Consider the following 25,576-nt stretch of genomic DNA (forward strand, 5'->3'; position numbering starts at 1 on the left):
TCACCACCTCGTCGCCAGGCCGGACAGCCAGTCCACCATGGCCACCTGCAGGTCTCCGCCGATCCCACGGGATCGGAGGAAGTCGTCGAACGCGGCGGCCGTGCTGTACTTGGGCTTCCAGCCAAGCTCGGCGGACAGCCGGGTGGTGTCCACGGCACGGCCGTGGAGCAACAGCACGATCTGCTCCGGGGAGAAGTCGACCAGACCCGCGTTCCGCGCCAGCCCTCCGAGCACGCGGAAGGCCGGAGACGGCACCGGGACCGCCGGACGGCCCGCCCGCCGCGCGCACTGCGACAGCAGCAGCACGCCGTCTCCGGCGACGTTGAACACGCCTGGGTGGTCCTCGACCGCCATGCGGCGCAGCACCTCGACCGCGTCGTCCTCGTGGACGAACTGCAGCCGGGGGTCGAACCCGAAGACGGTCGTCAGCACGGGCTGCGAGAAGTACCGCGTCAGCGGGGAGTCGATGCCCGCGCCCATGAAGTTGGCGAACCGCAGGGTCGAGGTCGCCACGTCAGGACGCCGCCTGGCGAAGCCCCTGGCGTATCCCTCGATCTCGTGGGCGTCCTTGGCGTAGCCCGAATGGGACACGTCGACCGGCTCGGTGTCCTCGGTGAACACCGCGGGAGCGTGCGGCGACGAGCCGTACACGGCCGTGGTCGATCGCACCACCACCCTGCGCACCGTCGCCGACCGCTGGCAGGCCGCCAGCAGCTGCATGGTGCCGATGACGTTGTGCTCCTTCATGGCCGAGCGGCTCTGGGCGGGGCCGCTGACCAGGCTCATGTGCACAACGGTGTCGACGTCCGCCGCCGCGATGACCTGCGCGATGTCGGGGCTGCGCAGATCGACGCGGACGAACTCGGTGCGGCCGAGCGGCGCGCCGCCGTCTCTCGCCGGAGAGGGGGGTGGCACCGTATCGACGCCGATGACCCGGTCGATGCCCGGGTCCGCCGCGAGAGCAGTCGCCAGCCGAGCACCGATGTGACGAGAGACCCCGGTGACAAGCACGGTATGGGTCATCGCCGCCTCGCTGGGGTGTCCGTGTTCACGGTCGCCCGGCCCCTCGGGGACCGGTGCGCGCTCCGTCTCGACTACTTCTTGTTACGCCGCTGGATGCGGGTCTTCTTGAGCAGCTTGCGGTGCTTCTTCTTCGCCATACGCTTACGGCGCTTCTTGATCACAGAGCCCACGGGACCCCCAGGTGAAGGTAGTGAATGTCAAACCGGCGCGCGAGCGCACACCGGCTCAACAGCCTACCGGCGATCCACGGTAGATCGCCCCCCAGGGGACCCCGCGTGGCCCGCGGGGCCGCTTCATCCAGCTTCGATGAAGGCATCCCTCAGGTAGTCGTGTACCGCCTGCTCGGGCACTCTGAAGGATCGGCCGACCCGGATGGCCGGCAACTCACCCGAGTGCACGAGCCGGTACACCGTCATCTTGGACACCCGCATGACAGTGGCCACTTCGGCCACCGTCAGGAACTTCACCTCGCTGAGAGGTCTTTCGCCTGCACCCATCGGACGCCTCTTCCGCACGTGTTTCCGGGTTATCCCCACTGGTGCCATCGCTCACGCACGTGTACTGCCGTCAGCGTAAGTCCGGACTCCGAGTAGGCAAACCCCCCATTTCATCAGTCACCGGAGCCTTGTGCCGTCAAAATCGAGAAAATCGCTGGCAGCAGCCGGGCCGTGCCCCTCGCCTCAATCTTGGAACGGACCAACTTCTCTCACATTAGAGTCGCCCAGGAACACCAAAAAGTTGGCAAACGGTCGACACACCGGCCCAAAAGTGGGCCTGAAATGCCCGGTTTGGGGCGACCCGGAAAGTCCGGATCCGATTTCAGAGCGCTTGGGCGATCCGGTCGATGAGGTAGGTCGTCAGCGGCCGGTAATACCGGGGCAACACGTTGTCATCCAGCGGCACGGTCACCGCGATCTTGCCCTCGGCCTCCCCAGCGAAGAGGGCGGGGTCGTTGCTGTCCGCGAACCCGACGGTCTCGATCCCGGCCTCTCCGGCCGCACCCGCCCAACCGTGGTCGGCGATCACCAGATCCGGCCGCTCCTCGGCCAGCATCGCCCGCATCGGCGCGGGGTCGTGCGTGTGGACGAGCGTTCCGCCGTCGGACAGCATGGCCACGTCGTCCAGGTAGCGGATCTTCCTCCGGCGGCCCAGGCCGCCGCTGACGTAGCTCCAGTCCTCGGCGGGCGAGAGCAGGGTCGCGCCGCGCGCCTCGAGGAACCTGGCCAGCGCCAGGTGGATGGTGAGCAGGCCGGTCGGGTGTCCCGTGGCGACGATGACGCGGGTGCCGCCCGGGCGCAGCGCCTCGGCGACGCGGTCGCCCATCGCCTCAACGGCGTCGATCGTCCGCTCGGGATCGATGGTGTCCTGTCCCTGGCGGTGCGCCGGGTCGGCGATCACGCCGGCCTTCTTCGCCATGAGCTCCAGCACGTCGGCGTATGTCCACTCCTCGGAGAACGTGAGGCCGAACATGTAGTGCGGGTCGCGCAGCGCCAGCGACCGATAGTGGTCGAGGTTGTTCTCCCGGGTGGTCGCGATGTCCCCGGCGATTCCCGTCCTGACGAGGTGGTCCCGCAGCTCGGCGCGCGACGGAACGGCCGAGGCGGTGGCGAAGGCGGCGTGCGGAGGAAGGGTCACAGGGGGTACAGCGCTCCTCGTCTCGTCATGATTCCGTCAGGGCATCGGATCCAGCCCGTGGAGGGGGAAGACCGCGTTCCTGCTCGCCATGATCGCCCGATCGATGTCGTCGGCTGGATCGTACCCTTCGGAAAAGTCACGATAATCCGGGTGGCGCCCGTCGGTCATGGTGAGCGGGGGCGTCTCGCCCGTCCGTTCGCGGACCAGGGTCCGCCAGCTCTCCGGCGTCTGCGTCTCCGGATCCACGGGAGCGCCCGCCGCCTCGGCGATGAGATGCGTCCAGGCTCGGGGCACGACCTGGACCAGCTCGTAACCCCCGCCGCCGGTGGCGATCCACCGGCCCCCCGCGGTCTCGTGAGCCAGCCGGTGCAGCTCCGCGTAGGCCGTACGCTGCCCGTCGACGCTCAGCATGAGATGGGCGAGGGGGTCGAGCGCATGGCTGTCGCAGCCGTGCTGTGTGACGAGGATCTCCGGCGCGAACTCCCTCAGCAGCGGCGGGACGACCGCGTGGAAGGCCCGCAGCCAGCCACTGTCGCCGCACCCGGCGGGAAGCGCCACGTTGACCGAGGTCCCGTCCGCGCCCGTCTCCTGGGGGAAGCCCGTGCCCGGGAAGAGCGTGCGCGGGCTCTCGTGCAGGCTGATCGTGAGCACTCGCGGATCGTCGTAGAACACGGCCTGCACGCCGTCGCCGTGATGGACGTCGACGTCGACGTAGGCGACCCGGGAGGCGCCCTGGGAGAGCAGCCAGGCGATCGCGATGGCCGGGTCGTTGTAGACGCAGAAGCCGCTGGCCACGGAGGGCATCGCGTGGTGCAGGCCCCCGGCGACGTTGACGGCGTGCTCGGCCTCGCCGTTCCACACCGCCTTCGCGGCCTCCAGCGTGGCCCCGGCGATCAGCGCCGACGCCTCGTGGACTCCGGCGAAGGCGGGGTTGTCGGGGGTGCCCAGCCCTCGGCTCAGATCGGGGCGGCCGGTCCTGGAGACCTCCTTCACCCCGTCGATGTAGTCCCGCTTGTGGACCAGCGCCAGCTCGTCGTCGGTCGCGGCGGCGCAGCCGGTCATCTCCACGCCGTCGAGCACCCGCAGGTCCCGGGCGAGCGCCATGGTGAGCTCGACCCGCACCGGCGCCAGCGGATGCTCGGGACCGAAGTCGTAAGAAATCAGCTCGTCGTCCCAGACGACCCGCACCGCCTGACTCATGACCGCGACGGTACCGTTACTCGGTGCGGAGGGCGACGACCGGGTCCAGCCTTCCGGCCCGCCGCGCCGGGGCGACGCCGAAGAAGACGCCGACGGCGACCGACACCCCGAACGCGAGGGCGATCGACCACCAGGTGATCGCCGCGGGCACCGGCGAGACGGCCTGGATCAGCAGCGCCCCGCCGACGCCGAGCAGGATGCCGATCAGCCCGCCGATGGTCGTCAGCAGCACGGCCTCGATGAGGAACTGCCCGAGGATGTCGCGCTGACGGGCGCCGAGGGCCTTGCGCAGGCCGATCTCCTTGGTCCGCTCCCTCACGCTGACCAGCATGATGTTGGACACGCCGACGCCGCCGACCAGCAGCGAGATGCCCGCGATGGCGGCGAGCACGCCCGTGAGCATGCTGAGGACCGTACCGATGGTCCCGAGGAGCTGCGTCTGCGTCACGGCGGAGAACTTCTCGTCGGGATAGCGGGCGTCGAGCGCGGCGACGACGCGGCGTTGCAGCGGCTCGATCTCGTCGGGGCCGGACGCGCCGACCGCGATGCCGTTGATCCTGGGCAGCCCGATCAGTCGCTGGGCCGTGGTGACCGGGATGTGGACCTCCTGGTCACGCGCCACGCCGAACGTCGAGCCCACCGTCTCGTAGACCCCGATCACCCGGAACCGGACGCCCGCGATCGTGACCTGGCGGCCGATGGGGTCGACGTCGCCGAACAGCTTCCCCGCCACCTCGGCCCCGAGAATGGCCACCCGGCGGCGGGTGTCGACGTCGGTCGCGCTGAGATAGCGGCCGCGGCGTAGCGGCCGGTCGAAGATGTTGGGCAGGTTCTCGTCGGTGCCGGTGAGCGTGGCGAACACCTCGGTCCGCCCGACCCGCACCGACTCGCCGGAGTTGACCGCGACGGTCACCTTGGACGGATCCCCGACGACGCGGCGCACGTAGGCGACGTCGGACAGGTCGAGCCGGCTCTGCGTCGGGGCGGCGCCGAGGCCCACCTGGCCGGGAACCACGAGGATGATGTTGCTGCCGAGTCCGGCGATCTCCTTCTCCACCGCGTTCTTGGCCCCGGTCCCGATGGCGACCAGGATCACCACCGCCAGCACACCGATGATCACACCGAGCATGGTCAGCGTGCTGCGCAGCCGGTTGACCCGCAGGGCCTCCAGCGCCATCCGCAGCGCCTCCGCCGTCCTCATCGGGTGTCCCCCTCGATTCGGGTGTCCCGCTCGATGAGGCCGTCGCGGACGTGGACCTGACGGCGGGCGCGGGCCGCGACCTCGGGCTCGTGCGTCACCAGGACGACGGCCACGCCGCTGTCGGCGTTCAGGCGCTCCAGCAGGTTCATGACCTCATCGCCGTTCCGCGTGTCGAGGTTGCCGGTGGGCTCGTCCGCGAGGACGACCTTGGGGTCGCCCACGAGGGCGCGGGCGATCGCGACCCGCTGCTGCTCGCCGCCGGACATCTGGGACGGCCGGTGCCCGAGCCGGTGTCCCAGCCCGACCGCCTCCAGGGCCTCCCTGGCCCTCACCCGCCGTTCCGTCCCCGAGACGCCCCGGTAGACCAGCGGAAGAGCCACGTTGTCGATCGCCGACGTACGGGCCAGCAGGTGGAAGGACTGGAAGACGAAGCCGATCATCTGGTTGCGCAACTCGGCCAGCTTGGTGTCGTCCAGGGTCGAGACGTCCACGCCGCCCACCCGCAGGATGCCGGATGTGGGCCGGTCGAGGCAGCCGAGCAGGTGCATGAGCGTCGACTTGCCCGAACCCGACGGGCCCAGGATGGCCACGAACTCCCCCTGGTCGATGCGCAGGTCGACGCCGCGCAGGGCGTCCACCGACACGCTTTCGAGGAGGTAGGAGCGCGTGAGCCCCACAGCTTCGAACGCCGGCTCACTCACCGCACGCCACCCCGCTTCCCCTGTGCATGATCACGTGCGGGCTTCGAGCAGGTCGCCGGCCCTCTTGGTGCACGTGCGCATGATCACGCAGCGAGTGGGGGCCGGTCATTGGGCCTCCCCGGGAACCTGTGCATGATCACGGCGGGTCATGGGAGGGGCTGGGCTTGGCGGACGGTGTCGGCGCCCTTGACGACGACCTGCTCGCCCGGTGAGACGCCGCTGAGGACCTCCACCGCGGCGTCGCCCTGCGCCCCCAGCTTGACGACCCGCCGCTCGGCCCTGCCACCGCGGACCGCCCAGACGATCGTCTCCCGCCCGCTCGTCACGATCGCCGAGGCCGGTACCGCTGTCGCGTCCGGAGACTCCCTCACGGTGAGGCGGACGACGGCGCTCATCCCGGGTTTGGGCCACGGGGCCGCACTCTGGTCGTCGTAGACCCCCTTGCCGAGCCTGAGCCGTACGGGATAGCTCACGCCCCCGGTGGCGCCTTCCTTGGGGGTGACCCCGATGCCCGTCACCGTGGCGGCGTAGGTCGCACCGGTGACCGCGTCGAGTTCGACATGGGCGGGCGTCCCCTCTTTCACCAGCAGCACGTCGGTCTCGTCCACGTCGGCGGAGAGGGTGAGCGTGGACACGTCGGTCACCGTGGCGATGGTGTCGCCCGCCGCCACCGGGACGCCGGTCGCGATCACGCCTCCGGACCGGCCACTGGGTGCGGCGGCCGCCGCCCCGGCCTGGCCCGCGAGCCCCGCGGGGAGCTGGCTGAGGAGGCCGCTCAGGCCGGCCGTACCGCCACCGGAAGAGGGACCCCCGAGCGTGACGACCCCGCCGAACGGCGCCTTGACGACGAGGCCGTCCACGGTCCGCTGGGCGGCCTTGACCGCGACCCTGGCCTGGGACCTCGACGCGGCCTGGAGGGACGACATGGAGGCCGTCAGCCCGCTCAGGCCCGCCCCGAGCCGGCCGGTCACCTGGCTGATCGACTGGTTGAGCCCGGTGACGATCTGGCTGAGCGCGCGCTGCTGGGCCCTCTGCTGGGCCTCGGCCGTGTCGACGGCGGACAGCAACTGGGCTCTGATGGCGGGATCCTTGATCTTCTTCGCCGCTCTCCTGGCCTGCGCGAAACAGCGGGCCACGTCAGGCGATCCGGGCAGCTTGAGCGGCGGAAGGCGCACGGAGGTCGCGCCGCCGCCGAGCGAGACGGGCCGGGAGGCCTGCCTGTCGGCCTTGCGGGCCTGGTCGAGCTGGTCCTTGGCCTGGGGAGAGCTGATCTTCGCGAGGATCTGGCCCTTCTCGACGGTGTCGCCGTCCTGGACGTAGAGCTTGGCGACGGTACCGGAGGCCGGAGCGGTCAGGGCGGCGGTGGCGCGGGCGCCGACCGTCGCGGGCGCCTCGACGACCTCACTGACCGGCGCGCGGGTCACCCGCGCGAGCTGGACCTTCGCGGGTTCGGACCCGGAGCAGCCCGCGACGAGGAGGACGGCGAGGAGCGGGAGGATTCCGCCACGAAACGTCACCCGGCCAATCGTAAAGGGGGGGTCACACGGTCCCCTCAGACGCGCCTCAGATTCCTGATGGCGGGCACACTCAGCAGGCAGACGACGCCGATCAGGCCGACCACGAAGCCGAACATCAGGACGTGCTCGGCCCCGACCCGCGCGGCGACGGGCCCGGAGAGGGCCTGCCCGATCGGGATGCTGAGCACCGAGCCCGCGACCTCGTAGGCCGTCACCCGGTTGAGGACGTCCTGGGTGACCTGGGTCTGCACGCTGGTGGCCCACATGACCGACCAGAACGCCCAGGCCGCGCCGCTGACGGAGAACGAGGCGGCGACCACAGGGCCCGGCAGGTGGAGGGCGATGACCAGTGGCTCCAGGAAGTACAGGATCATGCCGACGGCACCCGCGGCCAGCGGCCGGGCCGGCTTGACCCACATCGCGAGCACCCCGCCAACGATCGTGCCGGCCCCGGCGGCCGACATGATCCAGCCGACGGCCGCCTTGCCGAGGGTCTCGCTGACGACCGCCACGCCGAGCGGCATGAGCGGGCCGAAGACGAGCACGCCGTAGACGGACCAGACGATGATGACTCCCCACATCCAGGTGCGCGAGCGGAACTCGTCCCAGCCCTCCCGCAGGTTGCGGAGAAAGGACGAGCCGCGGGCCAGCGTGGCCACCGGGCGCACGCGGAGCGCGAGGAGACAGACGGCGCTCACGGCGAACGTCCCGGCGTTGACGCCGTACACGACGCCGGCGCCTCCGAGGAGGATCAGCGAGCCGGACAGGGCGGGGCCGAGGAGCTGCGCCATGGCATCGGCGACCCTGAGCGTGGCGTTCGCCCGCTGCACGTCCTGGGAGATCTGCGGCACCATGCTGCTGACGCCGGGCTGGAACATGGCCGCGGCGGCCCCGCTGAGCGCCGACAGCACGATGAGCAGCGGGAGCGCGGGCGTGCCGGTGAGGAAGGCCGCCGCGATGACCGACTGGGTGACGACGCGGACCAGGTCCGCGCCGATCATCATGCGGCGGGCGGTGAACCGGTCCGCGAAGACGCCGCCGAACAGGATGAGGCCGCCGAAGGGGGCCATCCAGGCGGCGAGGACGTAACCGACACCCGTGGCCCCGTATCCGGCCCCGAGCACGCCGAGGGAGACGGCCACGGGCAGCATGGCGTCTCCGAGGATCGAGATCGCCCGTCCGACGAAGTAGAGCGCGAAGTCACGTGTCCAGAGGGCTCCCCGCCGGGTCCGTCCCTCAACCTGTACGGCTTGCGCCACTTCGTCCCCTCTCATTTGTCCGGACATATCATGCCGTCACAAAGGGAGGTTTCCGAAACGGTTTAGCCGCAGGCGAGCTGCCGGCTGCGGTCGCGAGCGGCCTCGATGGCGTCGAGGAACGCCGCCCTGACCTTGTGGCGCTCCAGCTCGGCGATGGCGGAGATCGTCGTGCCGCCGGGCGAGGTCACGGCCTCCCGCAGGATCACAGGGTGCTCCCCTGAGTCCCGCAGCATGATCGCCGCGCCGACGATCGACTGGGTCACCATGTCGAGCGCGGCGGCGCGGGGCATGCCGAGCAGGATCCCCGCGTCGACCATGGCCTCGACGAGGTAGAAGAAGTAGGCCGGGCCGCTGCCGGACAGCGCGGTCGCGGCGTCCTGCTGGGACTCGGGGATGCGCAGGACCTTTCCGACCGGGCTCAGCAGGTCCTCGGTGCGCTTCAGGTGTTCCTCCGAGGCGTGCGCCCCCGCCGAGATGACGCTCATGGCCTCGTCGACGATCACCGGGGTGTTCGACATGACCCGGACCACCGGAACGTCGTCGCCCAGCCGCGACTCGACGAACGCCGTCGTGATGCCCGCCGCCACGGAGATGACGAGCCGGCCGGCCGGGACGTACGGCGCGATCTCGGCCAGCAGGCCTGCCATGTCCTGCGGCTTCACCGCGAGGATGAGGGTGTCTGCGCCCTTGGCCGCCTCGGCGTTGCCGGCGACGCGCACGCCGTACCTCTCGCGGAGCGCCTCGGCCCGCTCGGGACGCCGGGCGGTCGCCATGATCTCGCTCGGGCGGAGCCCGGCGCGCACCAGCCCGGACAGCAGGGCCTCGCCCATCTTTCCGGTTCCCAAAATCGCGATCATGTCACTCCTACATACACTCGGACCTGGGCGCCCCGCTCCGCGAGCCTCCGCCGCTCGGCGGGGCGCACGCCGTACGGGATCTGGAACTCGAAGCCGTCGGGCTCGCGGTCGTTCAGGGCGGCCAGCGCGAAGGCGACGTCGATGAGCCGCCGGTCGTGCGTGGCGATCACCGGGTGTCCGGGACCGGCCAGCAGGATCTTGAGGCACCGCACGTACGACAGGTCCGCCTCGTGAGCCGTCTCATGGGCCACGGCGGGAGGAGCGTCGTAGCCGCCCTTGCGCAGCCGTACCCTAGCGGAGGCCAGGGACCGGCAGTCGTCCTCGGCGCGCCGCAGGGACGACTGGACCACGACGCCGAGCGTGGGGTGCTCGTCGCGCAGCGCCGCGTGTACGGCGAGCGTGGCGTCTGTTTCGGTGTGGTCCTCCGTGTCGAGGGTCATCGTGGCCCCGGCGTCCCTCGCGGCCTCACAGAGCCGCCCGACGCTCTCGCGGTCGAGCTTCCGGGGCCTCACCGTCAGGTCCGCCCCCCGCGCGAGCCCCCGCCGGGCGAGGGCGTCGAGCAGCGTGAGGAAGTCCTCCTCGTCGTTCTCCCCGAGATGACCGACACTCACCGGAAAACCGTCGGCCGCGAGGCCGGCCACGGCCAGGCAGGCGTCCTCGACTGTGGCTCCCACGTCTCCCGCCACGCGCCGCGCCGGCCAACGCCACGCGGCATCCAGAATCGCACGCATCACTCCACCACCTCCTGGATCCCAGCCTAAGAGTCCGTGGGCGCCGATCACCGGAGCGCGGCCTTCATGTTGCGGTTTCACAACCTCCCGCGACAAACGTCGCCTTTATCCGCATGATCTACCGGATGGTGTCATAAGTCGGTTCCAACGCCGGAACCGCTGGCGTCGAAGGGGTATACGTGAAGAAGATCCTTATAGCGCTGGCCACCGCCGGCCTGGGTCTGAGTGGAGCTCTGGTCGCGGGACCCGCGACAGCCAGTGCTCCGCAGGCTCCCGATTACACGCCGCCCGCTCCCCAGTGGGCACAGTGCGACGGCCTGCCCGCGGGGATCGAGTGCGCGCTGGTCGAGGTCCCGCTCGACCACGACCGGCCGTCGGGCAAGAAGATCAAGATCGCGGTGTCGCGCAAGAAGGCCACGGACACGGCCCACTACCAGGGCGCCATGCTGTTCAACCCGGGCGGTCCCGGAGGCAGCGGCCTGGCCTATCCCGCGGTGATGGAGGCCCGGCTCGGCTCCGCCCTGGCCGCGCAGTACGACCTGGTCGGCTTCGACCCGCGCGGCGTCGGCTCCAGCGAGCCCGCGCTCCGCTGCGACCCGCACTTCTTCGACCCGGTGCGGCCCGACTACGTCCCGGCGAACCGGGCCGAGGAGGCGACCTGGGTGAAGAAGGTCCGGGCCTACTCCAAGGCCTGCGACGACACCTACGGTGACCTGCTCCAGCACATGACCACGGTCGACGCGGCCAAGGACATCGACCTGATCCGCAAGGCCCTCGGGCAGAACCAGATCAGCTACGTGGGCTACTCCTACGGCACCTACCTGGGCGCGACCTACGCGACCCTCTTCCCGGCCAGGCTCCACCGCCTGGTGCTGGACAGCATCGTCAACCCCGACCGGGTGTGGTACGACGCCAACCTCGACCAGAACCACGCCTTCGAGGTCCGCGCGAAGGACTTCTTCGCGTGGATCGCCAAGTACGACGCCACCTACCACCTCGGCACGGCCGGCGCCGACGTGGAGAAGGCCTTCTACGCGGCCCGCGCCAAGCTGAAGGCGACCCCCGCCGAGGGCACGGTCGGCCCGGACGAGCTCGACGACACCTACCTGGCGGGCGGCTACCTCAAGAGCCGCTGGCCGCGCCTCGCCAACGCGCTGTCCAAGTACGTCACGGCGAACGACACCGCTCCGCTGATCCAGGCGTTCGGCCTGTACGGCGACTACGCCAGCGACGACAACACCTTCGCGGTCTACTCGGCGGTGGAGTGCTCCGACGTCCGCTGGCCGCGCAACTGGGCCAAGTGGCACCACGACTGGTGGCAGTCCTACCAGACCGCTCCGTTCCTGACCTGGGGCAACGCCTGGTTCAACGCGCAGTGCGCCTCGTGGCCGGTCCGTGCCCAGAACGAGCAGCGCATCAGCGGCCGGTGGGTCAAGGACGCGCTGTTCTTCCAGGACACCAAGGACGCCGCCACGCCGTACCAGGGCGGCGTCGAGATGCACAAGCTGTTCCCGGCCTCGCGCCTGGTGGTCATGGACGGCGGCGGCAACCACGGCCTCACCGGTCGCGGGAACGCCTGCATCGACGACATCTGGAAGGCGTACCTGACCGACGGCACGCTGCCCGCGAGCCTGCCCGGTCCCGACGTCCACTGCGCGCCGTTCGCGGACCCGGTCCCGCCGGCGGCGGCCGCGCGTGCGGCGGCCCAGGACGACTGGGTGCCCGGCGAGCGCTGACGCCCCTCCCCCGGGGGGCCCCGAGCCCCCGGCGTGATCATGCACAGCTTCCCGGGCTTACCTGGTGACCAGCGCACCAGCCGTACGTGATCATGCATGACCCCCACGAGCCCCTGACCTCCGGGTCAGGGGCTCTTTCTCGTCATGGAGTGCGGCGGCGCAGGGTGGCCGCGCCCAGTACGAGCGCCAGCAGGGCGGATCCCGCGACGACGACCACGTCGCGCCAGAAGTCCCCGCCCAGGTCGCCGCCCATGACCGCGTCCTTCATCGCCTCAATGGCGTACGACATCGGCAGCACGTTGGAGACCCACTCCAGGACCGGCGCCATCTGGTCGCGCGGCACGAGGATCCCGCCGAGGAGGAGCTGGGGGATCATGACCAGCGGCATGAACTGCACAGCCTGGAACTCGGTGCGCGCGAAGGCGCTGCAGAACAGCCCGAGCGCCGTGCCCAGCAGCGCGTTGAGCAGTGCCACCAGCACCAGCGGCCACAGCGAGCCGGAGATGTCCAGGCCGAGCCAGGTGAGGGAGACGGTCAGCGCCAGCGCCACCTGGAGGCAGGCCATCACGCCGAACGCGACGCCGTACCCGAGGAGGAGGTCGAGCTTGCCCAGCGGCGTGGCCATCAGCCGCTCCAGCGTGCCGGACGTGCGCTCGCGCAGCGTGCCGATCGAGGTGACGAGGAACATCACCAGGAAGGGGAAGACGCACAGCAGGATCGGCGCCCACTGGTCGAACGAGCGCTGGTCGTCCATCACGTAGTAGAGCAGCACGATCACCAGGGTCGGGACGAGCACCATCAGTGCGACCGTGCGGTGGTCGTGGCGGAGCTGCGTCATGATCCGGCGCGCGGTGGCGAAGGTGATCGCGAGGTTCATGCCGCCGCCCTCTCCTCGATGAGGCGCAGGAACGCCTCTTCCAGATCCGTGGTCCGGGTGTGCTCCCGCAGGCCGTCGGGCGTGTCGTCGGCGAATATCTCCCCGTCCCGCATCACGATCAGCCGCTGACACCGGGCGGCCTCGTCCATCACGTGGCTGGAGACCACGAGCGTCACGCCGCGGCCGGCCAGGCTTTGGAAGAGACGCCAGAGCTCCTGGCGCAGGACGGGGTCGAGGCCGACGGTCGGCTCGTCGAGCACCACCAGCTCCGGGCTGCCGAGCAGGGCCACGGCGAGGCTCGCCCGGTTGAGCTGGCCTCCCGAGAGGGCGCCGCCGAGCTGGTCGCCCGCCCCGGCGAGGCCGACCTCCTCCAGCACCCGGTCGGCGTCTCCCCTGGGCGCGCCCAGCACGGCCGCGAAGTAGCGGAGGTTCTCCCGCACAGACAGGTCCCGGTAGACCGCCGGGTTCTGCGTGGAGTAGCCGATCTTGCGCCGCAGGGCCGGGCTCCCGGCGGGCTCCCCGAGCACGGTCACCTCCCCGCCGGTGACGACCTGAACTCCGACGATCGACCGCATCAGCGTCGTCTTGCCGCAGCCGCTCGGGCCCAGCAGGCCCGTCACCTGGCCTCTCGGCACCTCGAACGTGAGCCCGTGCAGCACCTCGCGGCCGCCTCGGGACACCCGCAGATCCCGTACGGAGATCGCGGGGCTGGGTAAATTCATCATGCGTTGAATTTAATCCTCCGGCATGCCGGCGTCAACAGGTCGCTGAACCGCGCGGGCGGCCCATCCGTCAAAGGGGTATGCGAAAGCTCTGGCTCGTGGCAGTCGTGTTCATGGCCGTGTCCTGCGGGGAGACGCCTGCACCGCAACCCGACAGGGCCGTCGGCGTCCCGGCCAGTTCGGGGGCGCCCAGCGCGGAGCCCTCCCTGGCAACGCCCGTGGGGAACACGCTGAAGGCGCACAAGGTGCCGTGGATCAGCGCGACCCCCACAGACTCCTCGCTGAACGTGGTCTGGTGGTCCGGCGTGGAGCCGTGTTACGTGCTCGACCGCGTGGAGGTCGCGGAGACCGCGGACGCGGTGACGGTCACCCTCTGGGAGGGCCACGACCGGCGCAAACCCGACGCCGTCTGCATCGAGATCGCGATCCAGAAGCAGACCGCGGTGAAGCTCTCCGCCCCCCTCGGGAAGCGGAAGGTCATAGACGGCGCGAAATGATGCCCGTTCTGACCGCTTGGTGAACCGGCCGCCGCGCGGTGCCGTCAAAGGGTCATGCGGACGACACGACGTATCGCGGCGATCGCCGCGACTGTCCTGACCCTTACCGTCAGCGCGCCTGCCCTCGCCGTGACCGGCGCCTCGGATCCCGTGCCGGTGAAGCCGCAGGGCGGCACCCTCGATCCCCACAAGGTCCGGTGGGAGTCGGCGAAGCCGATCAGGCATGGCCGCTACCTGCGGATCACCTGGACCTCCGGCATCGCGCCCTGCTGGGTCCTCGACAGGGTGCGCGTCAAGGAGACGTCCCGGAAGGTGACGGTGACGCTCTACGAAGGTCACACCAAGGACGCCGGGATGTGCGTCCTGATCGCCGTACGGAAGACCACGACGGTCCGACTCAAGACGCCGCTGGGCCACCGCCACGTCGTGGACGGCGCCCGCCGCTGAAAGCACGGCTCGCGGAAGCCGAGGGTACGGCTCGCGGAAGCCGAGGGTACAGCCGCGCCCGGGAATGATTTCGCCGCGCGGAGGGTTGAGCCCCGTAGACTCAAGACGTTTGACAAAGCCCTCGGGTGGGTTCAATATCTGAGTCGAACCGACTCAACTTTGACTACAAGGACGTACTCATGGCACGTGCGGTAGGTATCGACCTGGGGACGACCAACTCCGTCGTCTCGATCCTCGAGGGCGGTGAGCCCACCGTCATCGCCAACGCGCAGGGCTCGCGGACCACGCCGTCCGTGGTCGCCTTCGCGAAGAACGGTGAGGTTCTCGTCGGCGAGGTCGCCAAGCGGCAGGCCGTGACCAACGTCGACCGGACGATTCGCTCGGTCAAGCGCGAGATGGGCACCAACTGGACCGTCGAGATCGACGGCAAGAAGTTCACCCCGCAGCAGATCAGCGCCTTCGTCCTGCAGAAGCTGAAGCAGGACGCGGAGGCCTACCTGGGCGAGAAGATCACCGACGCGGTGATCACCGTCCCGGCGTACTTCAACGACGCCCAGCGGCAGGCCACCAAGGAGGCCGGCACCATCGCCGGCCTGAACGTGCTGCGCATCATCAACGAGCCCACCTCCGCGGCGCTGGCCTACGGCCTCGACAAGGAGAAGGACCAGACCATCCTGGTCTTCGACCTCGGCGGCGGCACCTTCGACGTGTCCCTGCTCGACGTCGGCCAGGAGGACGGCCACGGCTTCGTCGAGGTGAAGGCCACCAGCGGCGACAATCACCTGGGCGGCGACGACTGGGACCAGCGCGTCGTCGACGAGCTGGCGACCCGGTTCAAGAACGCCCACGGCGTGGACCTCTCCAAGGACAAGATGGCCCTCCAGCGCCTGCGCGAGGCCGCGGAGAAGGCCAAGATCGAGCTGTCCAGCCAGACCGAGACCTCGATCAACCTCCCCTACATCACCGCTTCCGCCGAGGGCCCCCTTCACCTCGAGGAGAAGCTGACCCGGTCGGAGTTCCAGCGGATCACGGCCGACCTGCTCGAGCGATGCAAGGGCCCGTTCCACCAGGTCATCAAGGACGCCGGGATCAAGGTCGCGGACATCGCCCACGTCGTGCTGGTCGGCGGCTCGACCCGCATGCCGGCCGTGTCGGACCTGGTCAAGGAGCTGACCGGCGGCAAGGAGCCCAACAAGGGCGTCAACCCGGACGAGGTCGTGGCGATCGGCGCCGCGCTCCAGGCCGGTGTGCTCAAGGGTGAGGTCAAGGACGTCCTGCTGCTGGACGTGACCCCGCTCAGTTTGGGTATCGAGACCAAGGGTGGCATCTTCACCAAGATCATCGAGCGCAACACCACGATCCCGACCAAGCGGTCGGAGGTCTTCACGACGGCCGAGGACAACCAGCCGTCGGTGCAGATCCAGGTCTATCAGGGTGAGCGTGAGATCGCGGCCTACAACAAGAAGCTGGCCACGTTCGAGCTGACCGGCATCGCCCCGGCGCCGCGCAACATCCCGCAGATCGAGGTCACCTTCGACATCGACGCGAACGGCATCGTCAACGTCTCGGCCAAGGACCTCGGCACCGGCAAGGAGCAGTCGATGACGATCACCGGCGGCTCCGCGCTGGCGAAGGAGGACATCGAGCGCATGATGCGCGAGGCGGAGTCCTATGCCGAGGAGGACAAGAACCGCCGCGAGGAGGCCGAGGTCCGCAACAACGCGGACGCGCTGGCCTACCAGACGGAGAAGTTCCTCGGGGAGAACGACGACAAGGTTCCGGCTGACGTCAAGACCGAGGTCAACGACGCGCTCGCCGAGCTGAAGAAGGCTCTGGAGGGCACCGACACGCCGGCCATCCGCGCCTCCGCGGAGAAGCTGGCGACCGTCAGCCAGAAGATGGGTTCGGCCATCTACGCCCAGTCCCAGGCCGCGCCCGGCGGCGAGGACGGCGCGGAGGCCGCCGGAGCGCAGCAGGCCAAGGCCGATGACGACGTCGTTGAGGCGGAGATCATCGACGATGAGCCGAAGCAGGAGGGCGGCAACAAGTGACCCCGCGCGAGAACGGTTCCGAGCAGGAGCCGGTGATCCGCGACAACCGCAAGATCGACCCGGAGACGGGCGCGGCCCGGGAGACCGCCGAGAAGGCGGAGGAGGCGGCGGACGAGGCGGCGGACCTCCTCGCGGAGCGCACGGCCGACCTCCAGCGCCTTCAGGCTGAGTTCAGCAACTACCGGAAGCGGGTCGAGCGGGACCGGATCACCGTCAAGGAGCACGCGGTCGCCAACGTCCTGTCCGAGCTCCTGCCCGTGCTCGACGACATCGGCCGGGCCCGTGACCACGGTGAGCTCACCGGCGGCTTCGCCAAGGTGAGCGAGTCGCTGGAGGCGGCCGTGGGCAAGCTCGGCCTCACCACCTACGGCGCGAAGGGCGACCAGTTCGACCCGACCGTGCACGAGGCCCTCCTGCACAGCTACTCGGCAGACGTGACCGAGCCGACGTGCATCGAGATCCTCCAGCCGGGCTACCGCATCGGCGACCGCATCCTGCGCCCGGCGCGCGTGGCGGTGGCGGAGCCAGGAGAGGACGAGACTCCGGAGGAGTCGACCGGCGAGACCGGCGGGACCGGCGAGACCGACGACTCCGGAGACAACTGAGACACCCGGGAGCCTCTCCCCGTCCGGGAGAGGCGACCCTTTCTTACGAAGGAAGCGATAGATGAGCACCAAGGACTACTTGGAGAAGGACTACTACGCCGTCCTTGGTGTGCCCAAGACCGCGACCCCTGAGGAGATCAAGAAGGCGTACCGCAAGCTCGCCAGGCAGTATCACCCCGACGCCAACCGTGGGGACACGCAGACCGAGGAGAAGTTCAAGGAAGTCTCCGAGGCCTACGACGTGCTCTCCGACGTCAAGCGCCGCAAGGAGTACGACGACGCCCGCACCCTGTTCGCCGGTGGCTACGCCGGGGCGGGCGGCCCCCGCGGCGGCTTCAACTTCGACTTCGGAGACCTGTTCTCGGGAAGCGGCGCCGGGCACACCGGCACGGGTGACCGGTTCGGCGACCTGCTCGGCGGCCTGTTCAACCGCGGCGGCGGCGGTACGCGCACGACCACCACGACCAGGCCGCGACGCGGTCAGGACATCGAGTCCGAGGTCACGCTCGCCTTCGGCGAGGCCGTGGACGGCACCACGGTGTCGCTCCGGCTGACGAGCTCGTCGGCCTGCGCCGCCTGCGCCGGCACCGGGGCGAAGGCGGGCACCACGCCAAGGGTCTGCCCGACATGTGAGGGCACCGGGGCGGCGAGCCGCAATCTCGGCAACTTCGCCTTCTCGGAGCCGTGCCGCGACTGCCGCGGCCGCGGCCTCCTGGTCGACGACCCGTGCCCGGTCTGCGAGGGCAGCGGGCGTGGCAAGAGCACCCGCACCATCCAGGCCCGGATCCCGGCGGGAGTCGGCGACGGCCAGCGCATCCGCCTCAAGGGCAAGGGCGCGCCAGGCGAGAACGGCGGCCCCGCGGGCGACCTCTACGTGCAGGTCCACGTCAAGCCGCACCCGGTCTTCGGCCGCAGCGGGGAGAACCTGACGGTGAACGTTCCGGTCACCTTCCCGGAGGCGGCGCTCGGCACCGAGATCAAGGTGCCGACGCTGCGCGGCATGCCGGTCACGCTCCGCATCCCGGAGGGCACGCCCAACGGACGGACGTTCCGGGTCCGCGGCCGCGGCGCCGCCCGCAAGGACGGCACCAAGGGTGACCTGCTGGTCACCGTGCAGGTAACGGTCCCGCAGCACCTCGACGACAAGGCCCGCGCGGCACTCGAGGAGTTCCGGGACGCCACCGAGGGCGCGGACCTTCGAGAAGAGCTGATCAAGCAGGCCAGAAGCGAGTGAGCCGATGGATGCCAACTTCTTCGATCTGTCCGATGACACTCCTGTTTACGTCATCTCGGTAGCCGCCCAGCTCTCCGGGCTGCACCCGCAGACCCTCCGCCAGTACGACCGGCTCGGGCTCGTCAGCCCGGGCCGTACGGCGGGGCGCGGGCGGCTCTACTCGACCCGCGACATCGTGCTTCTGCGCGAGGTCCAGCGGCTCTCTCAGGAGGACGGGATCAACCTCGCGGGCATCAAGCGAATTCTCCAACTGGAGACCGAGAACCTGCGCCTGCGCGACGAGGTCGCCCGGCTGCGCGGAGAGGTCACCATGATGCGGGCGCTCGTCCGGTACGAACTGCCGCCTGCCTGAAAGCGAGGCATCGACCCCGATGGATTACAAGCTGACGCAGAAGAGCCAGGAGGCGTTGTCCGGGGCGGTCCGCCGTGCGGCCGCCGAGGGCAATCCGGAGGTCGCCCCGGCCCATCTGCTCACGACCATGCTCGCCCAGACGGGCGGCACCGCCGTACCGCTCCTGGAGGCGGCGGGCGCCGACTGGAAGCTGCTGCGCACGCAGGCGGAGGAGCTGCTGGCCAGGCTGCCCAAGGCGCAGGGCTCCACTGTGAGCGCGCCGTCGAGCTCGCGGCAGCTGCTGACCGTGGTCAACACGGCGGCCCAGCGGGCCAAGCAACTCGAGGACGAGTACGTCTCCACCGAGCACCTGCTCGTCGGGCTGGCGACGGACGGCGGCCAGGTCGCCGAGCTGCTGAAGGCTCAGGGCGCCACCCCGAGCGTCCTGCTCGACACGTTCGAGAAGGTCCGGGGGCACTCCCGGGTCACCAGCGAGACGCCCGAGGACACCTACCAGGCGCTGGAGAAGTACGGCGTCGACCTCACCGAGCAGGCGAGGGCGGGCAAGCTCGACCCGGTGATCGGCCGGGACACCGAGATCCGCCGGGTCGTCCAGGTGCTGTCCCGCCGCACCAAGAACAACCCCGTCCTCATCGGCGAGCCCGGCGTGGGCAAGACCGCCGTGGTCGAGGGCCTGGCCCAGCGGATGATCGCCGGTGACGTGCCGGAAAGCCTGCGGAACAAGCGGCTCGTCGCGCTCGACCTCGGCGCGATGGTCGCGGGCGCGAAGTACCGCGGCGAGTTCGAGGAGCGGCTCAAGGCCGTGCTTACCGAGATCAAGGAGAGCAACGGCCAGATCGTCACCTTCATCGACGAGCTGCACACCATGGTCGGCGCCGGTAAGGCCGAGGGCGCGATGGACGCGGGCAACATGCTCAAGCCCATGCTGGCCCGCGGCGAGCTGCGGATGATCGGCGCGACGACCCTCGACGAATATCGCGAGCGCATCGAGAAGGACCCCGCGCTGGAGCGGCGCTTCCAGCAGGTCTACGTCGGCGAGCCCTCGGTCGAGGACACCATCGCGATTTTGCGCGGGCTCAAGGGCCGTTACGAGGCGCATCACCAGGTGCAGATCTCCGACAGCGCGCTCGTCGCGGCGGCGACGCTGTCCGACCGCTACATCACCGCCCGGTTCCTCCCCGACAAGGCCATCGACCTGGTGGACGAGTCGATGTCCCGGCTCCGCATGGAGATCGACTCCAGGCCCGTGGAGATCGACGAGCTGCAGCGCGGTGTCGACCGCATGAAGATGGAGGAGCTCGCGCTCGCCAAGGAGACCGACGAGGCCAGCCGCCAGCGCCTGGAGAAGCTCCGCGAGGAGCTGGCCAACCGCCAGGAGGACCTCAACGCCCTGGTCGGCCGCTGGGAGCGGGAGAAGGCCGGGCTGAACAAGGTCGGCGAGCTGAAGAAGCAGCTCGACGAGGCGCGGAGCGCTGCCGAGCGGGCCCAGCGCGACGGTTCCTTCGAGGAGGCGTCCCGGCTGATGTACGCCGAGGTGCCCCGGCTGGAGAAGGAGCTGGCCGAGGCCACCAAGGTCGCAGAGGAGGCCGAGTCCGAGCCCATGGTCAAGGAGGAGGTCGGCCCCGACGACATCGCCGAGGTGATCTCGTCCTGGACCGGGATCCCCGCCGGCCGGCTGCTGGAGGGCGAGACCGCCAAGCTCCTCCGCATGGAGGACGAGCTCGGCAGGCGCCTCATCGGCCAGCGCCAGGCCGTACAGGCCGTCTCGGACGCGGTGCGGCGGGCCCGCGCGGGCATCGCCGACCCCGAACGCCCCACCGGCTCGTTCCTGTTCCTCGGCCCGACCGGCGTCGGCAAGACCGAGCTGGCCAAGGCGCTCGCCGAGTTCCTGTTCGACGACGAGCGGGCGATGACGCGCATCGACATGAGCGAGTACGGCGAGAAGCACAGCGTGGCCCGGCTGGTCGGAGCCCCGCCCGGATATGTCGGTTATGAGGAGGGCGGTCAGCTCACTGAGGCCGTCCGCCGCAGGCCGTACACCGTGGTGCTGCTCGACGAGATCGAGAAGGCCCACCCGGAGGTCTTCGACATCCTGCTCCAGGTCCTCGACGACGGCAGGCTCACCGACGGGCAGGGCCGTACAGTCGACTTCCGCAACACAATCTTGATCCTGACCTCCAACATCGGCTCGCAGTTTTTGGTCGATCCGAAGCTGGAGAGCGGCGCCAAGCGCGAGGCCGTGCTCACGGCGGTGCGGAACGCGTTCAAGCCGGAGTTCCTCAACCGGCTCGACGACGTCATCGTGTTCGACGCGCTCGGCACCGAGGAGCTGTCCCAGATCGTGGATCTCCAGGTCTCGCGCCTCGGCAGGAGGCTCGCGGACCGGCGGCTCAGGCTGACCGTGACGCCGGCCGCGCGGGACTGGCTCGCCCTGACGGGCTTCGACCCGCTGTACGGCGCGCGCCCGCTGCGAAGGCTGATCCAGTCCGCCATCGGCGACCGGCTCGCGAAGGAGCTGCTGTCGGGAGAGGTCCGCGACGGCGACGAGGTAATGGTGGACCTTGACGATGCTGGGGACACCCTAAGCATCGGCCCCGCTCGGTAAGGTCTTCCCCACCATTCAGGCAAGCGGGCCCCGCCCTTTTCCCTCACTGCTACGTTCGGCGTTCGTCGGACTACCGTAAGCAATCAGGGGGACGTGGATGTCCACGACATCACGAAGTATTCGAGGGCGGTACGTCGCACTGGCGGCGGTCACCATCGGCGTCAGCTGGCTCGCGACCGGTCAGGCGATGGCGGGGGCCGCCGCGACCATGACCACCACCTGCGAGCCGCAGAACAAGAGCGCGGCCGCACTGCACAGCCTCGCCCCGGCGACCGGTGTGCTCAGCATCACCGACGCCGCCGGGGCGGCGGCCGGGCAGGGCGTCCCGGCGCTGCCCGGCAGGCCGGGCGCGGTCCCGCCCGCGGCCAGGCTCATCCCGGCGGCGCAGCCCAAGGCGGTCCCGGCCGCCGTTCCGGCCGGCGTCCCGGCCGCGCCGAAGGGCGTTCTCCCGGCGCCGAAGCTGCCGGCGGTGCCGCTCCTCGCGGTCGCTCCCGCACGGCCCAACCTGTCCAGCCCGGCGTGCGTGCCGGCCGCGCCGGTGGTCACCGAGCCCATCGCGGAAAAGCCCCGTCACAAGCACCCGCGCAAGCACCACAAGCCGGCAGCCCAGCCGAAGGTCGCGAACGGCGCCCAGCAGCGCACGCAGTCACAGCCCCCCGCCAACGGGGAGGCCTTCGTGCCGCTGCCTCACCACGGCAAGCGCCACCACAAGCACCCCGTCCGTCAAGGGGCCCGTCAGGGGGGCCGTCACGCCCACCGCCACCACGACGCTCCGGTGACGTCGGCCGCCCCGGCGGCTCAGGCGACTCCGGCGGCCCCGGCCGCGCCCGCCACCCCGGCCGCCGGCCCGCGGGCGGCGCACCGGGAGGGCCGGGTGCACCCGAAGGCGGCGGCGCCGGTCCCCACGGCCGGTGACATCGCCGACATAAGCAAGCTCCTGCCATAACCAGCCAAAGCCGTAAAGGGGCCGTGGATCAGTCGTGATCACGGCCCCTTTATCGCGTCCAGCAACGCGTCGAGATCGTCTTCGGGCAGGCCCAGGTCGATCCGGATCCGGTAGCGGGTGCGCAGGAGCGACTCGCGGAGCGCGGTGCCGGGCACGCAGGCGCGGACCCCTTCGGTGGCCCACTCGTGGGCGCCGTCCAGATCGCCGTAGGCCGCCAGGGTCTCCGCGATGGTGAGCGCCGTGGCTGCGTTCCAACCGTCGGCCTTGATGGCCGCGATGACGTCCCCGGCCTCGTCGGGACGGTCGAGCTCGAACAGCGTGTCGGCGATTCCGGACCGGGGGTCGACCAGCACCTCCCCGCCGTCGTCGACCGCGCTCTGGAAGCGGTCGAGGGCGGTCGCGGGCTGACCCGCCTGACGCCACTCCTCGGCGGCCAGCACGAGGATCGCCGCCCTCGACACCTCGCCGGACTCGTAGCCGTGAGCCAACGCGTCAAGCTGACGGGCGAGGGCACCGTGGTCGTCAAGCAGCAGTGCCTGTTCGAGCAGCCGGTCCAGCTGCTCATGTGTCACATGTGCCACAGAGCCGAGGCTACCGACCCGGGCCTGTCTTTGTGCAGGCATTCGGGAAGCAACGATTAGTACACCTTCGTGTACGAACCGTGTCCCTCTACTGCTCACCGGGCATATTGCCCCCGCTGTGCTAATCGGAGCTGGCGGAGGAGCGATAGGCCATGTCAAAGCGGGTGATCTTGACTCTCGCTTCCGCGACGGTGTTGTCCGCCGTGGTCCCCGGCGTCGCCGGGTACGTGACGGCGCAGTTCCAGGCGCTGGACGAGGCGCGCAGGGAGCTCGCCCGGCTCCAGTCCCAGCTCCGCATGGTCGAGCTGACCGTGGAGCCGGCCGCCGCCGTGCCGTGCGGTCCGCCCCGCGTCGCCGGAGACGACGAGCGAGAACTCCAGTTCCCCCGGCGTACCCACATCAGGCCCTGGCACAACACGGCGTATGTGCGGGTCATGGCGCCCACCATCTGGACCTCGCTGGAGGTCCCCGCCCGCCACATGGCGCCGGCTAAGCCCTGAGCTGGCGGGAGAGGTAGCCGCGGACCAGGTGCTTCGCCTCCGCGACGATGTCGGGCGCGCCGTTCGGGTCGTGCCGGAAGGCGAGCTTCAGCACGGCGTCCCCCGCCTCGACGGCGACGAGGATGGCACGGTCCATCTCCTCGCTGTCCGCGAGCCCGAACTCGGCGAGCAGCAGCGCCCGCAGGCGTCCGGCGATCACGGTGTTGTTGTCCGCCACCGAGTCGAGGAGGTTGAGATCGACCACGTCGCCGAAGTGGAGTGAACGGAAGCCCGGCACGGTGCGGTGCATGTCGACGTACTCGTCGATGATCGCGTCGACCGCGTCCCACCACCCCTCGTAGTCCTCGGTGATGAAGCGGCGACCGACCCTGGCGACGAACAGCTCGACGTTCCGCCTGGTCACGGCCTGGCTGAGGGCCCGCTTGTCGGGGAAGAACTGGTAGACCGAGCCGATCGCCACACCGGCGCGCTCCGCGACGCGGGTGGTCGAGAGCTCCTCGTACCCCCCCTCGTCCAGCAACGCGGCGCACGCGTCGAGCATCCGCTCCACCCTGCGGGCGCTCCGCCGCTGCGAGGGCCGTCGGCGCAGCGGTGTTGAGTCTTGCACTGGCTGGCTGGACACACGACCATCTTGCCCGCTGAACGCGGCGGAGGTCAGGCCTAACCCATCATTCATTGCGCCGACAGGCCGGTGCAGCCCCGGAGAGCCTTGTAGTTGGCCAGCGCCTGCTGCCGTGCCGCACCGGTCACGGGGATCGGCACGCCCCCGTTGATCCGGGCGGGCGTCCACTGGTCCTTGAGCACCTCGCGGCCCTCGATCTTCAACGTGAGCACGCCGGTCGTGCCGGTGTCCGGCCCCCAGTTGTAGAAGGCGAAGTTGCCCAGGCCGTACTGCACGTAGGCCTGCCCGGAGTAGCCGCCGCCGAGCAGGATGTGCGCGTGGCTGCCCACCACCACGTCAGCGCCGGCGTCCACGAGCTTGGCCGCCAGGTCGCGCTGGACGGGTGTGGGGCATTTCACCAGCTCGGTACCCCAGTGCAGGAACACGATCACCGTGTCGGAGTTCTTGCGGGCCTGCCGTACGGCCTGGACGAGGCGCGGCTCGTTCTTGGCGGAGGCGAGGCCGCCCTTGTCGGCCGTCGCCGTCCAGGACTGGATGAACTGCGAGTCGAGCACCTGGGTCGCCCCGATGACGGCCACCCGGTTGCCCTTGACCGTCGCCCTGAACGGGCGGTAGGCCTGGGCCTCGTCCTTGCCGATGCCGATCACCGGGAACCTGGCCTGCTTGATCGCGGCGAGGGTGTCCCGGAGGCCGGTCTCCATGTAGTCCATGCCGTGGTTGTTCGCCATGTTGACGACGTCGACCCCGGCGGCCTTGAGCGCCGCGAACGCCGCCGGTGGCGCCCGGAACGTGAACTGCTTGCCGGGAGCGGGTGAGCCGCCCGTCGTGATGGCGGTCTCCAGGTTGAGAACCGTGAGATCGGACCGGCGCAGCACGCTCGCGATCGGCCCGAGCGCAGTGCGGGGATCACTGTTGAGACGGCCCCGCAGCACGCCCTCGAAGTGCACGTCCCCCGCGAAGGAAATCGTGTACGGCCGGCGTTCCGGGGTGGGGGACGGCGTGGCGGTCGCCACGTCCTCCGGCGCCGCGGTGGGGACGCGCGCCCCCTGGGCGGCGGAGCACCCGGCGACGAGGAGGGCGGCGACGGCACAGACCAGGGAGGCACCTCTCACGGCACCCGAGCATGCCATAGATTTCGGCCAAAAACCTGGGACAGTTCCTTTACTTGAATCGTTCAGGTTTGATGCTAGCCTGGGGCACGTGGGAGACACCATCCGACTTCGCCAGGCAGGCCTGCGGGTCACCGCGGCCCGGCTGGCGATCATGGAGACCGTACGGCTGGGCGAACACCTCGACGTGGACGCCATACACCGCGGTGTCTGCGAACGGGTCGGCCAGGTGTCCCTGCAAGCCGTCTATGACTCCCTGAGCGCTCTCCAGCGCGGCGGGCTCCTCCGCCGAATCGAACCGGCGGGAAGCCCCACCCGGTACGAGACACGTGTGGGCGACAACCACCACCATCTCGTCTGCCGGCAATGCGGAAAGGTCACAGACGTCGATTGCGCGGTCGGACACGCTCCGTGCCTTGATCCGGTCTCCGACGCCGGGTTCCTGGTCGACGAGGCGGATGTCATCTACTGGGGGCTCTGCCCCGACTGCCGCGTTCTCGCCGAAGGATTCGTGCCCACCCCGAGCGCGCTCCCCGCCCCCTGAATTCGTGCCCCTTTGAACCCCGGA

27 protein-coding genes are annotated in these 25,576 nt (G+C 70.1%); 11 read left to right on the forward strand and 16 right to left on the reverse strand.

Annotation, left to right across the window (positions count from 1 at the left end; translation table 11 throughout):
• The 11 genes from N5079_RS17910 to N5079_RS17960 form a co-directional block, all read right to left on the reverse strand.
• Entirely contained in the window at window positions 1-1,023 is a 1,023-nt protein-coding gene (locus N5079_RS17910; RefSeq protein WP_261585027.1) for an NAD-dependent epimerase/dehydratase family protein, read from the reverse strand.
• Window positions 1,024-1,094: 71 nt separating this feature from the next.
• Window positions 1,095-1,193: a 30S ribosomal protein bS22 gene (locus N5079_RS17915; RefSeq protein WP_018654693.1), complete on the reverse strand. Its 99-nt coding sequence runs from the start codon at window positions 1,191-1,193 to the stop codon at window positions 1,095-1,097.
• 123 nt (window positions 1,194-1,316) lie between these two features.
• Window positions 1,317-1,520 (reverse strand): helix-turn-helix domain-containing protein, encoded by a 204-nt coding sequence (locus tag N5079_RS17920; protein WP_030456159.1) that lies wholly within the window; start codon window positions 1,518-1,520, stop codon window positions 1,317-1,319.
• Window positions 1,521-1,842: 322 nt separating this feature from the next.
• Window positions 1,843-2,658, reverse strand: coding sequence for a phosphatase (locus tag N5079_RS17925; RefSeq protein WP_261585030.1), 816 nt, complete (start codon window positions 2,656-2,658; stop codon window positions 1,843-1,845).
• Window positions 2,659-2,694: 36 nt separating this feature from the next.
• Complete coding sequence (locus N5079_RS17930; protein WP_261585031.1) at window positions 2,695-3,858, reverse strand: acetoin utilization protein AcuC; 1,164 nt, start codon at window positions 3,856-3,858, stop codon at window positions 2,695-2,697.
• Window positions 3,859-3,874: 16 nt separating this feature from the next.
• On the reverse strand, window positions 3,875-5,059 hold the full coding sequence (locus N5079_RS17935; protein WP_261585033.1) for an ABC transporter permease: 1,185 nt from the start codon (window positions 5,057-5,059) through the stop codon (window positions 3,875-3,877).
• On the reverse strand, window positions 5,056-5,760 hold the full coding sequence (locus N5079_RS17940) for an ABC transporter ATP-binding protein (protein ID WP_261585034.1): 705 nt from the start codon (window positions 5,758-5,760) through the stop codon (window positions 5,056-5,058). The genes N5079_RS17935 and N5079_RS17940 overlap by 4 nt, the downstream gene beginning before the upstream one ends.
• A 146-nt stretch (window positions 5,761-5,906) precedes the next feature.
• Window positions 5,907-7,277 carry an efflux RND transporter periplasmic adaptor subunit gene (locus N5079_RS17945; protein ID WP_261585038.1) on the reverse strand — a complete coding sequence of 457 codons (1,371 nt, stop codon included), beginning with the start codon at window positions 7,275-7,277 and terminating at the stop codon, window positions 5,907-5,909.
• Window positions 7,278-7,312: 35 nt separating this feature from the next.
• Entirely contained in the window at window positions 7,313-8,551 is a 1,239-nt protein-coding gene (locus N5079_RS17950) for an MFS transporter (protein ID WP_261585040.1), read from the reverse strand.
• Between the two features lie 47 nt (window positions 8,552-8,598).
• Window positions 8,599-9,393: a pyrroline-5-carboxylate reductase gene (proC, locus tag N5079_RS17955; RefSeq protein WP_261585041.1), complete on the reverse strand. Its 795-nt coding sequence runs from the start codon at window positions 9,391-9,393 to the stop codon at window positions 8,599-8,601.
• Complete coding sequence (locus tag N5079_RS17960) at window positions 9,390-10,124, reverse strand: proline dehydrogenase family protein (protein WP_261585043.1); 735 nt, start codon at window positions 10,122-10,124, stop codon at window positions 9,390-9,392. The genes proC and N5079_RS17960 overlap by 4 nt, the downstream gene beginning before the upstream one ends.
• Window positions 10,125-10,303: 179 nt before the next feature.
• Between N5079_RS17960 and N5079_RS17965 the strand changes: the two genes are divergently transcribed.
• Complete coding sequence (locus N5079_RS17965) at window positions 10,304-11,860, forward strand: alpha/beta hydrolase (protein ID WP_261585045.1); 1,557 nt, start codon at window positions 10,304-10,306, stop codon at window positions 11,858-11,860.
• A 142-nt stretch (window positions 11,861-12,002) separates the two neighbouring features.
• On the opposite strand, the gene N5079_RS17970 is transcribed toward N5079_RS17965, so the two are convergent.
• Window positions 12,003-12,737 carry an ABC transporter permease gene (locus tag N5079_RS17970; RefSeq protein WP_261585047.1) on the reverse strand — a complete coding sequence of 245 codons (735 nt, stop codon included), beginning with the start codon at window positions 12,735-12,737 and terminating at the stop codon, window positions 12,003-12,005.
• On the reverse strand, window positions 12,734-13,462 hold the full coding sequence (locus N5079_RS17975) for an ABC transporter ATP-binding protein (protein ID WP_261585048.1): 729 nt from the start codon (window positions 13,460-13,462) through the stop codon (window positions 12,734-12,736). The genes N5079_RS17970 and N5079_RS17975 overlap by 4 nt, the downstream gene beginning before the upstream one ends.
• Window positions 13,463-13,539: 77 nt before the next feature.
• On the opposite strand from N5079_RS17975, the gene N5079_RS17980 reads away from it, so the two are divergent.
• From N5079_RS17980 to N5079_RS18015, 8 genes are all read left to right on the forward strand, one after another.
• Window positions 13,540-13,956 (forward strand): hypothetical protein, encoded by a 417-nt coding sequence (locus N5079_RS17980; RefSeq protein WP_261585049.1) that lies wholly within the window; start codon window positions 13,540-13,542, stop codon window positions 13,954-13,956.
• Between the two features lie 54 nt (window positions 13,957-14,010).
• The gene (locus N5079_RS17985; RefSeq protein ID WP_261585050.1) at window positions 14,011-14,403 is read left to right on the forward strand and encodes a hypothetical protein; all 393 of its coding nucleotides are present in this window, start codon (window positions 14,011-14,013) and stop codon (window positions 14,401-14,403) included.
• A gap of 179 nt (window positions 14,404-14,582) precedes the next feature.
• Window positions 14,583-16,454, forward strand: coding sequence for a molecular chaperone DnaK (gene dnaK, locus N5079_RS17990; protein WP_261585051.1), 1,872 nt, complete (start codon window positions 14,583-14,585; stop codon window positions 16,452-16,454).
• A complete protein-coding gene (grpE, locus tag N5079_RS17995; protein ID WP_261585053.1) occupies window positions 16,451-17,059 on the forward strand; it encodes a nucleotide exchange factor GrpE in 609 nt (202 codons plus the stop codon). Before dnaK ends, grpE begins: the two co-directional genes overlap by 4 nt.
• A gap of 61 nt (window positions 17,060-17,120) precedes the next feature.
• Window positions 17,121-18,293 carry a molecular chaperone DnaJ gene (gene dnaJ / locus N5079_RS18000; RefSeq protein WP_261585055.1) on the forward strand — a complete coding sequence of 391 codons (1,173 nt, stop codon included), beginning with the start codon at window positions 17,121-17,123 and terminating at the stop codon, window positions 18,291-18,293.
• Between the two features lie 4 nt (window positions 18,294-18,297).
• On the forward strand, window positions 18,298-18,645 hold the full coding sequence (locus tag N5079_RS18005) for a heat shock protein transcriptional repressor HspR (RefSeq protein WP_261585056.1): 348 nt from the start codon (window positions 18,298-18,300) through the stop codon (window positions 18,643-18,645).
• A gap of 19 nt (window positions 18,646-18,664) precedes the next feature.
• Complete coding sequence (gene clpB, locus N5079_RS18010; RefSeq protein ID WP_261585057.1) at window positions 18,665-21,250, forward strand: ATP-dependent chaperone ClpB; 2,586 nt, start codon at window positions 18,665-18,667, stop codon at window positions 21,248-21,250.
• Between the two features lie 97 nt (window positions 21,251-21,347).
• On the forward strand, window positions 21,348-22,196 hold the full coding sequence (locus N5079_RS18015) for a hypothetical protein (protein WP_261585058.1): 849 nt from the start codon (window positions 21,348-21,350) through the stop codon (window positions 22,194-22,196).
• Window positions 22,197-22,234: 38 nt separating this feature from the next.
• Here the strand turns inward: N5079_RS18015 and N5079_RS18020 are convergent, their stop codons facing one another.
• Window positions 22,235-22,777: a hypothetical protein gene (locus tag N5079_RS18020; RefSeq protein ID WP_261585059.1), complete on the reverse strand. Its 543-nt coding sequence runs from the start codon at window positions 22,775-22,777 to the stop codon at window positions 22,235-22,237.
• A gap of 152 nt (window positions 22,778-22,929) precedes the next feature.
• On the opposite strand from N5079_RS18020, the gene N5079_RS18025 reads away from it, so the two are divergent.
• Window positions 22,930-23,277 carry a hypothetical protein gene (locus N5079_RS18025; RefSeq protein ID WP_261585060.1) on the forward strand — a complete coding sequence of 116 codons (348 nt, stop codon included), beginning with the start codon at window positions 22,930-22,932 and terminating at the stop codon, window positions 23,275-23,277.
• Here N5079_RS18025 and N5079_RS18030 read toward each other — a convergent pair.
• Together N5079_RS18030 and N5079_RS18035 are read right to left on the reverse strand one after the other, a co-directional pair.
• Complete coding sequence (locus N5079_RS18030) at window positions 23,267-23,818, reverse strand: TetR/AcrR family transcriptional regulator (RefSeq protein WP_410007801.1); 552 nt, start codon at window positions 23,816-23,818, stop codon at window positions 23,267-23,269. The two genes, N5079_RS18025 and N5079_RS18030, sit on opposite strands and share 11 nt — an antisense overlap.
• Window positions 23,819-23,949: 131 nt before the next feature.
• A complete protein-coding gene (locus tag N5079_RS18035; protein ID WP_261585062.1) occupies window positions 23,950-25,029 on the reverse strand; it encodes a CapA family protein in 1,080 nt (359 codons plus the stop codon).
• Between the two features lie 70 nt (window positions 25,030-25,099).
• On the opposite strand from N5079_RS18035, the gene N5079_RS18040 reads away from it, so the two are divergent.
• Window positions 25,100-25,552, forward strand: a complete 453-nt coding sequence (locus N5079_RS18040) for a Fur family transcriptional regulator (RefSeq protein WP_410007802.1) — start codon at window positions 25,100-25,102, stop codon at window positions 25,550-25,552.
• Window positions 25,553-25,576: the final 24 nt, after the last annotated feature.

It is taken from the genome of Planotetraspora sp. A-T 1434 (assembly GCF_025420585.1).
Classification (GTDB): Bacteria; Actinomycetota; Actinomycetes; order Streptosporangiales; family Streptosporangiaceae; genus JAOEGB01.

Bases quoted from the DNA above. Each gene is read 5' to 3' on its own strand.
- N5079_RS17910 (WP_261585027.1), bottom strand. From the start codon at position 1,023: ATGACCCATACCGTGCTTGTCACCGGGGTCTCTCGTCACATCGGTGCT.
- N5079_RS17920 (WP_030456159.1), bottom strand. From the start codon at position 1,520: ATGGGTGCAGGCGAAAGACCTCTCAGCGAGGTGAAGTTCCTGACGGTG.
- N5079_RS17930 (WP_261585031.1), bottom strand. From the start codon at position 3,858: ATGAGTCAGGCGGTGCGGGTCGTCTGGGACGACGAGCTGATTTCTTAC.
- N5079_RS17935 (WP_261585033.1), bottom strand. From the start codon at position 5,059: ATGAGGACGGCGGAGGCGCTGCGGATGGCGCTGGAGGCCCTGCGGGTC.
- N5079_RS17950 (WP_261585040.1), bottom strand. From the start codon at position 8,551: ATGAGAGGGGACGAAGTGGCGCAAGCCGTACAGGTTGAGGGACGGACC.
- proC (WP_261585041.1), bottom strand. From the start codon at position 9,393: ATGATCGCGATTTTGGGAACCGGAAAGATGGGCGAGGCCCTGCTGTCC.
- N5079_RS17960 (WP_261585043.1), bottom strand. From the start codon at position 10,124: ATGCGTGCGATTCTGGATGCCGCGTGGCGTTGGCCGGCGCGGCGCGTG.
- N5079_RS17970 (WP_261585047.1), bottom strand. From the start codon at position 12,737: ATGAACCTCGCGATCACCTTCGCCACCGCGCGCCGGATCATGACGCAG.
- N5079_RS17975 (WP_261585048.1), bottom strand. From the start codon at position 13,462: ATGATGAATTTACCCAGCCCCGCGATCTCCGTACGGGATCTGCGGGTG.
- N5079_RS17980 (WP_261585049.1), top strand. From the start codon at position 13,540: ATGCGAAAGCTCTGGCTCGTGGCAGTCGTGTTCATGGCCGTGTCCTGC.
- N5079_RS17985 (WP_261585050.1), top strand. From the start codon at position 14,011: ATGCGGACGACACGACGTATCGCGGCGATCGCCGCGACTGTCCTGACC.
- dnaK (WP_261585051.1), top strand. From the start codon at position 14,583: ATGGCACGTGCGGTAGGTATCGACCTGGGGACGACCAACTCCGTCGTC.
- dnaJ (WP_261585055.1), top strand. From the start codon at position 17,121: ATGAGCACCAAGGACTACTTGGAGAAGGACTACTACGCCGTCCTTGGT.
- N5079_RS18005 (WP_261585056.1), top strand. From the start codon at position 18,298: ATGGATGCCAACTTCTTCGATCTGTCCGATGACACTCCTGTTTACGTC.
- clpB (WP_261585057.1), top strand. From the start codon at position 18,665: ATGGATTACAAGCTGACGCAGAAGAGCCAGGAGGCGTTGTCCGGGGCG.
- N5079_RS18015 (WP_261585058.1), top strand. From the start codon at position 21,348: ATGTCCACGACATCACGAAGTATTCGAGGGCGGTACGTCGCACTGGCG.
- N5079_RS18025 (WP_261585060.1), top strand. From the start codon at position 22,930: ATGTCAAAGCGGGTGATCTTGACTCTCGCTTCCGCGACGGTGTTGTCC.
- N5079_RS18030 (WP_410007801.1), bottom strand. From the start codon at position 23,818: ATGCTCGACGCGTGCGCCGCGTTGCTGGACGAGGGGGGGTACGAGGAG.
- N5079_RS18035 (WP_261585062.1), bottom strand. From the start codon at position 25,029: ATGGCATGCTCGGGTGCCGTGAGAGGTGCCTCCCTGGTCTGTGCCGTC.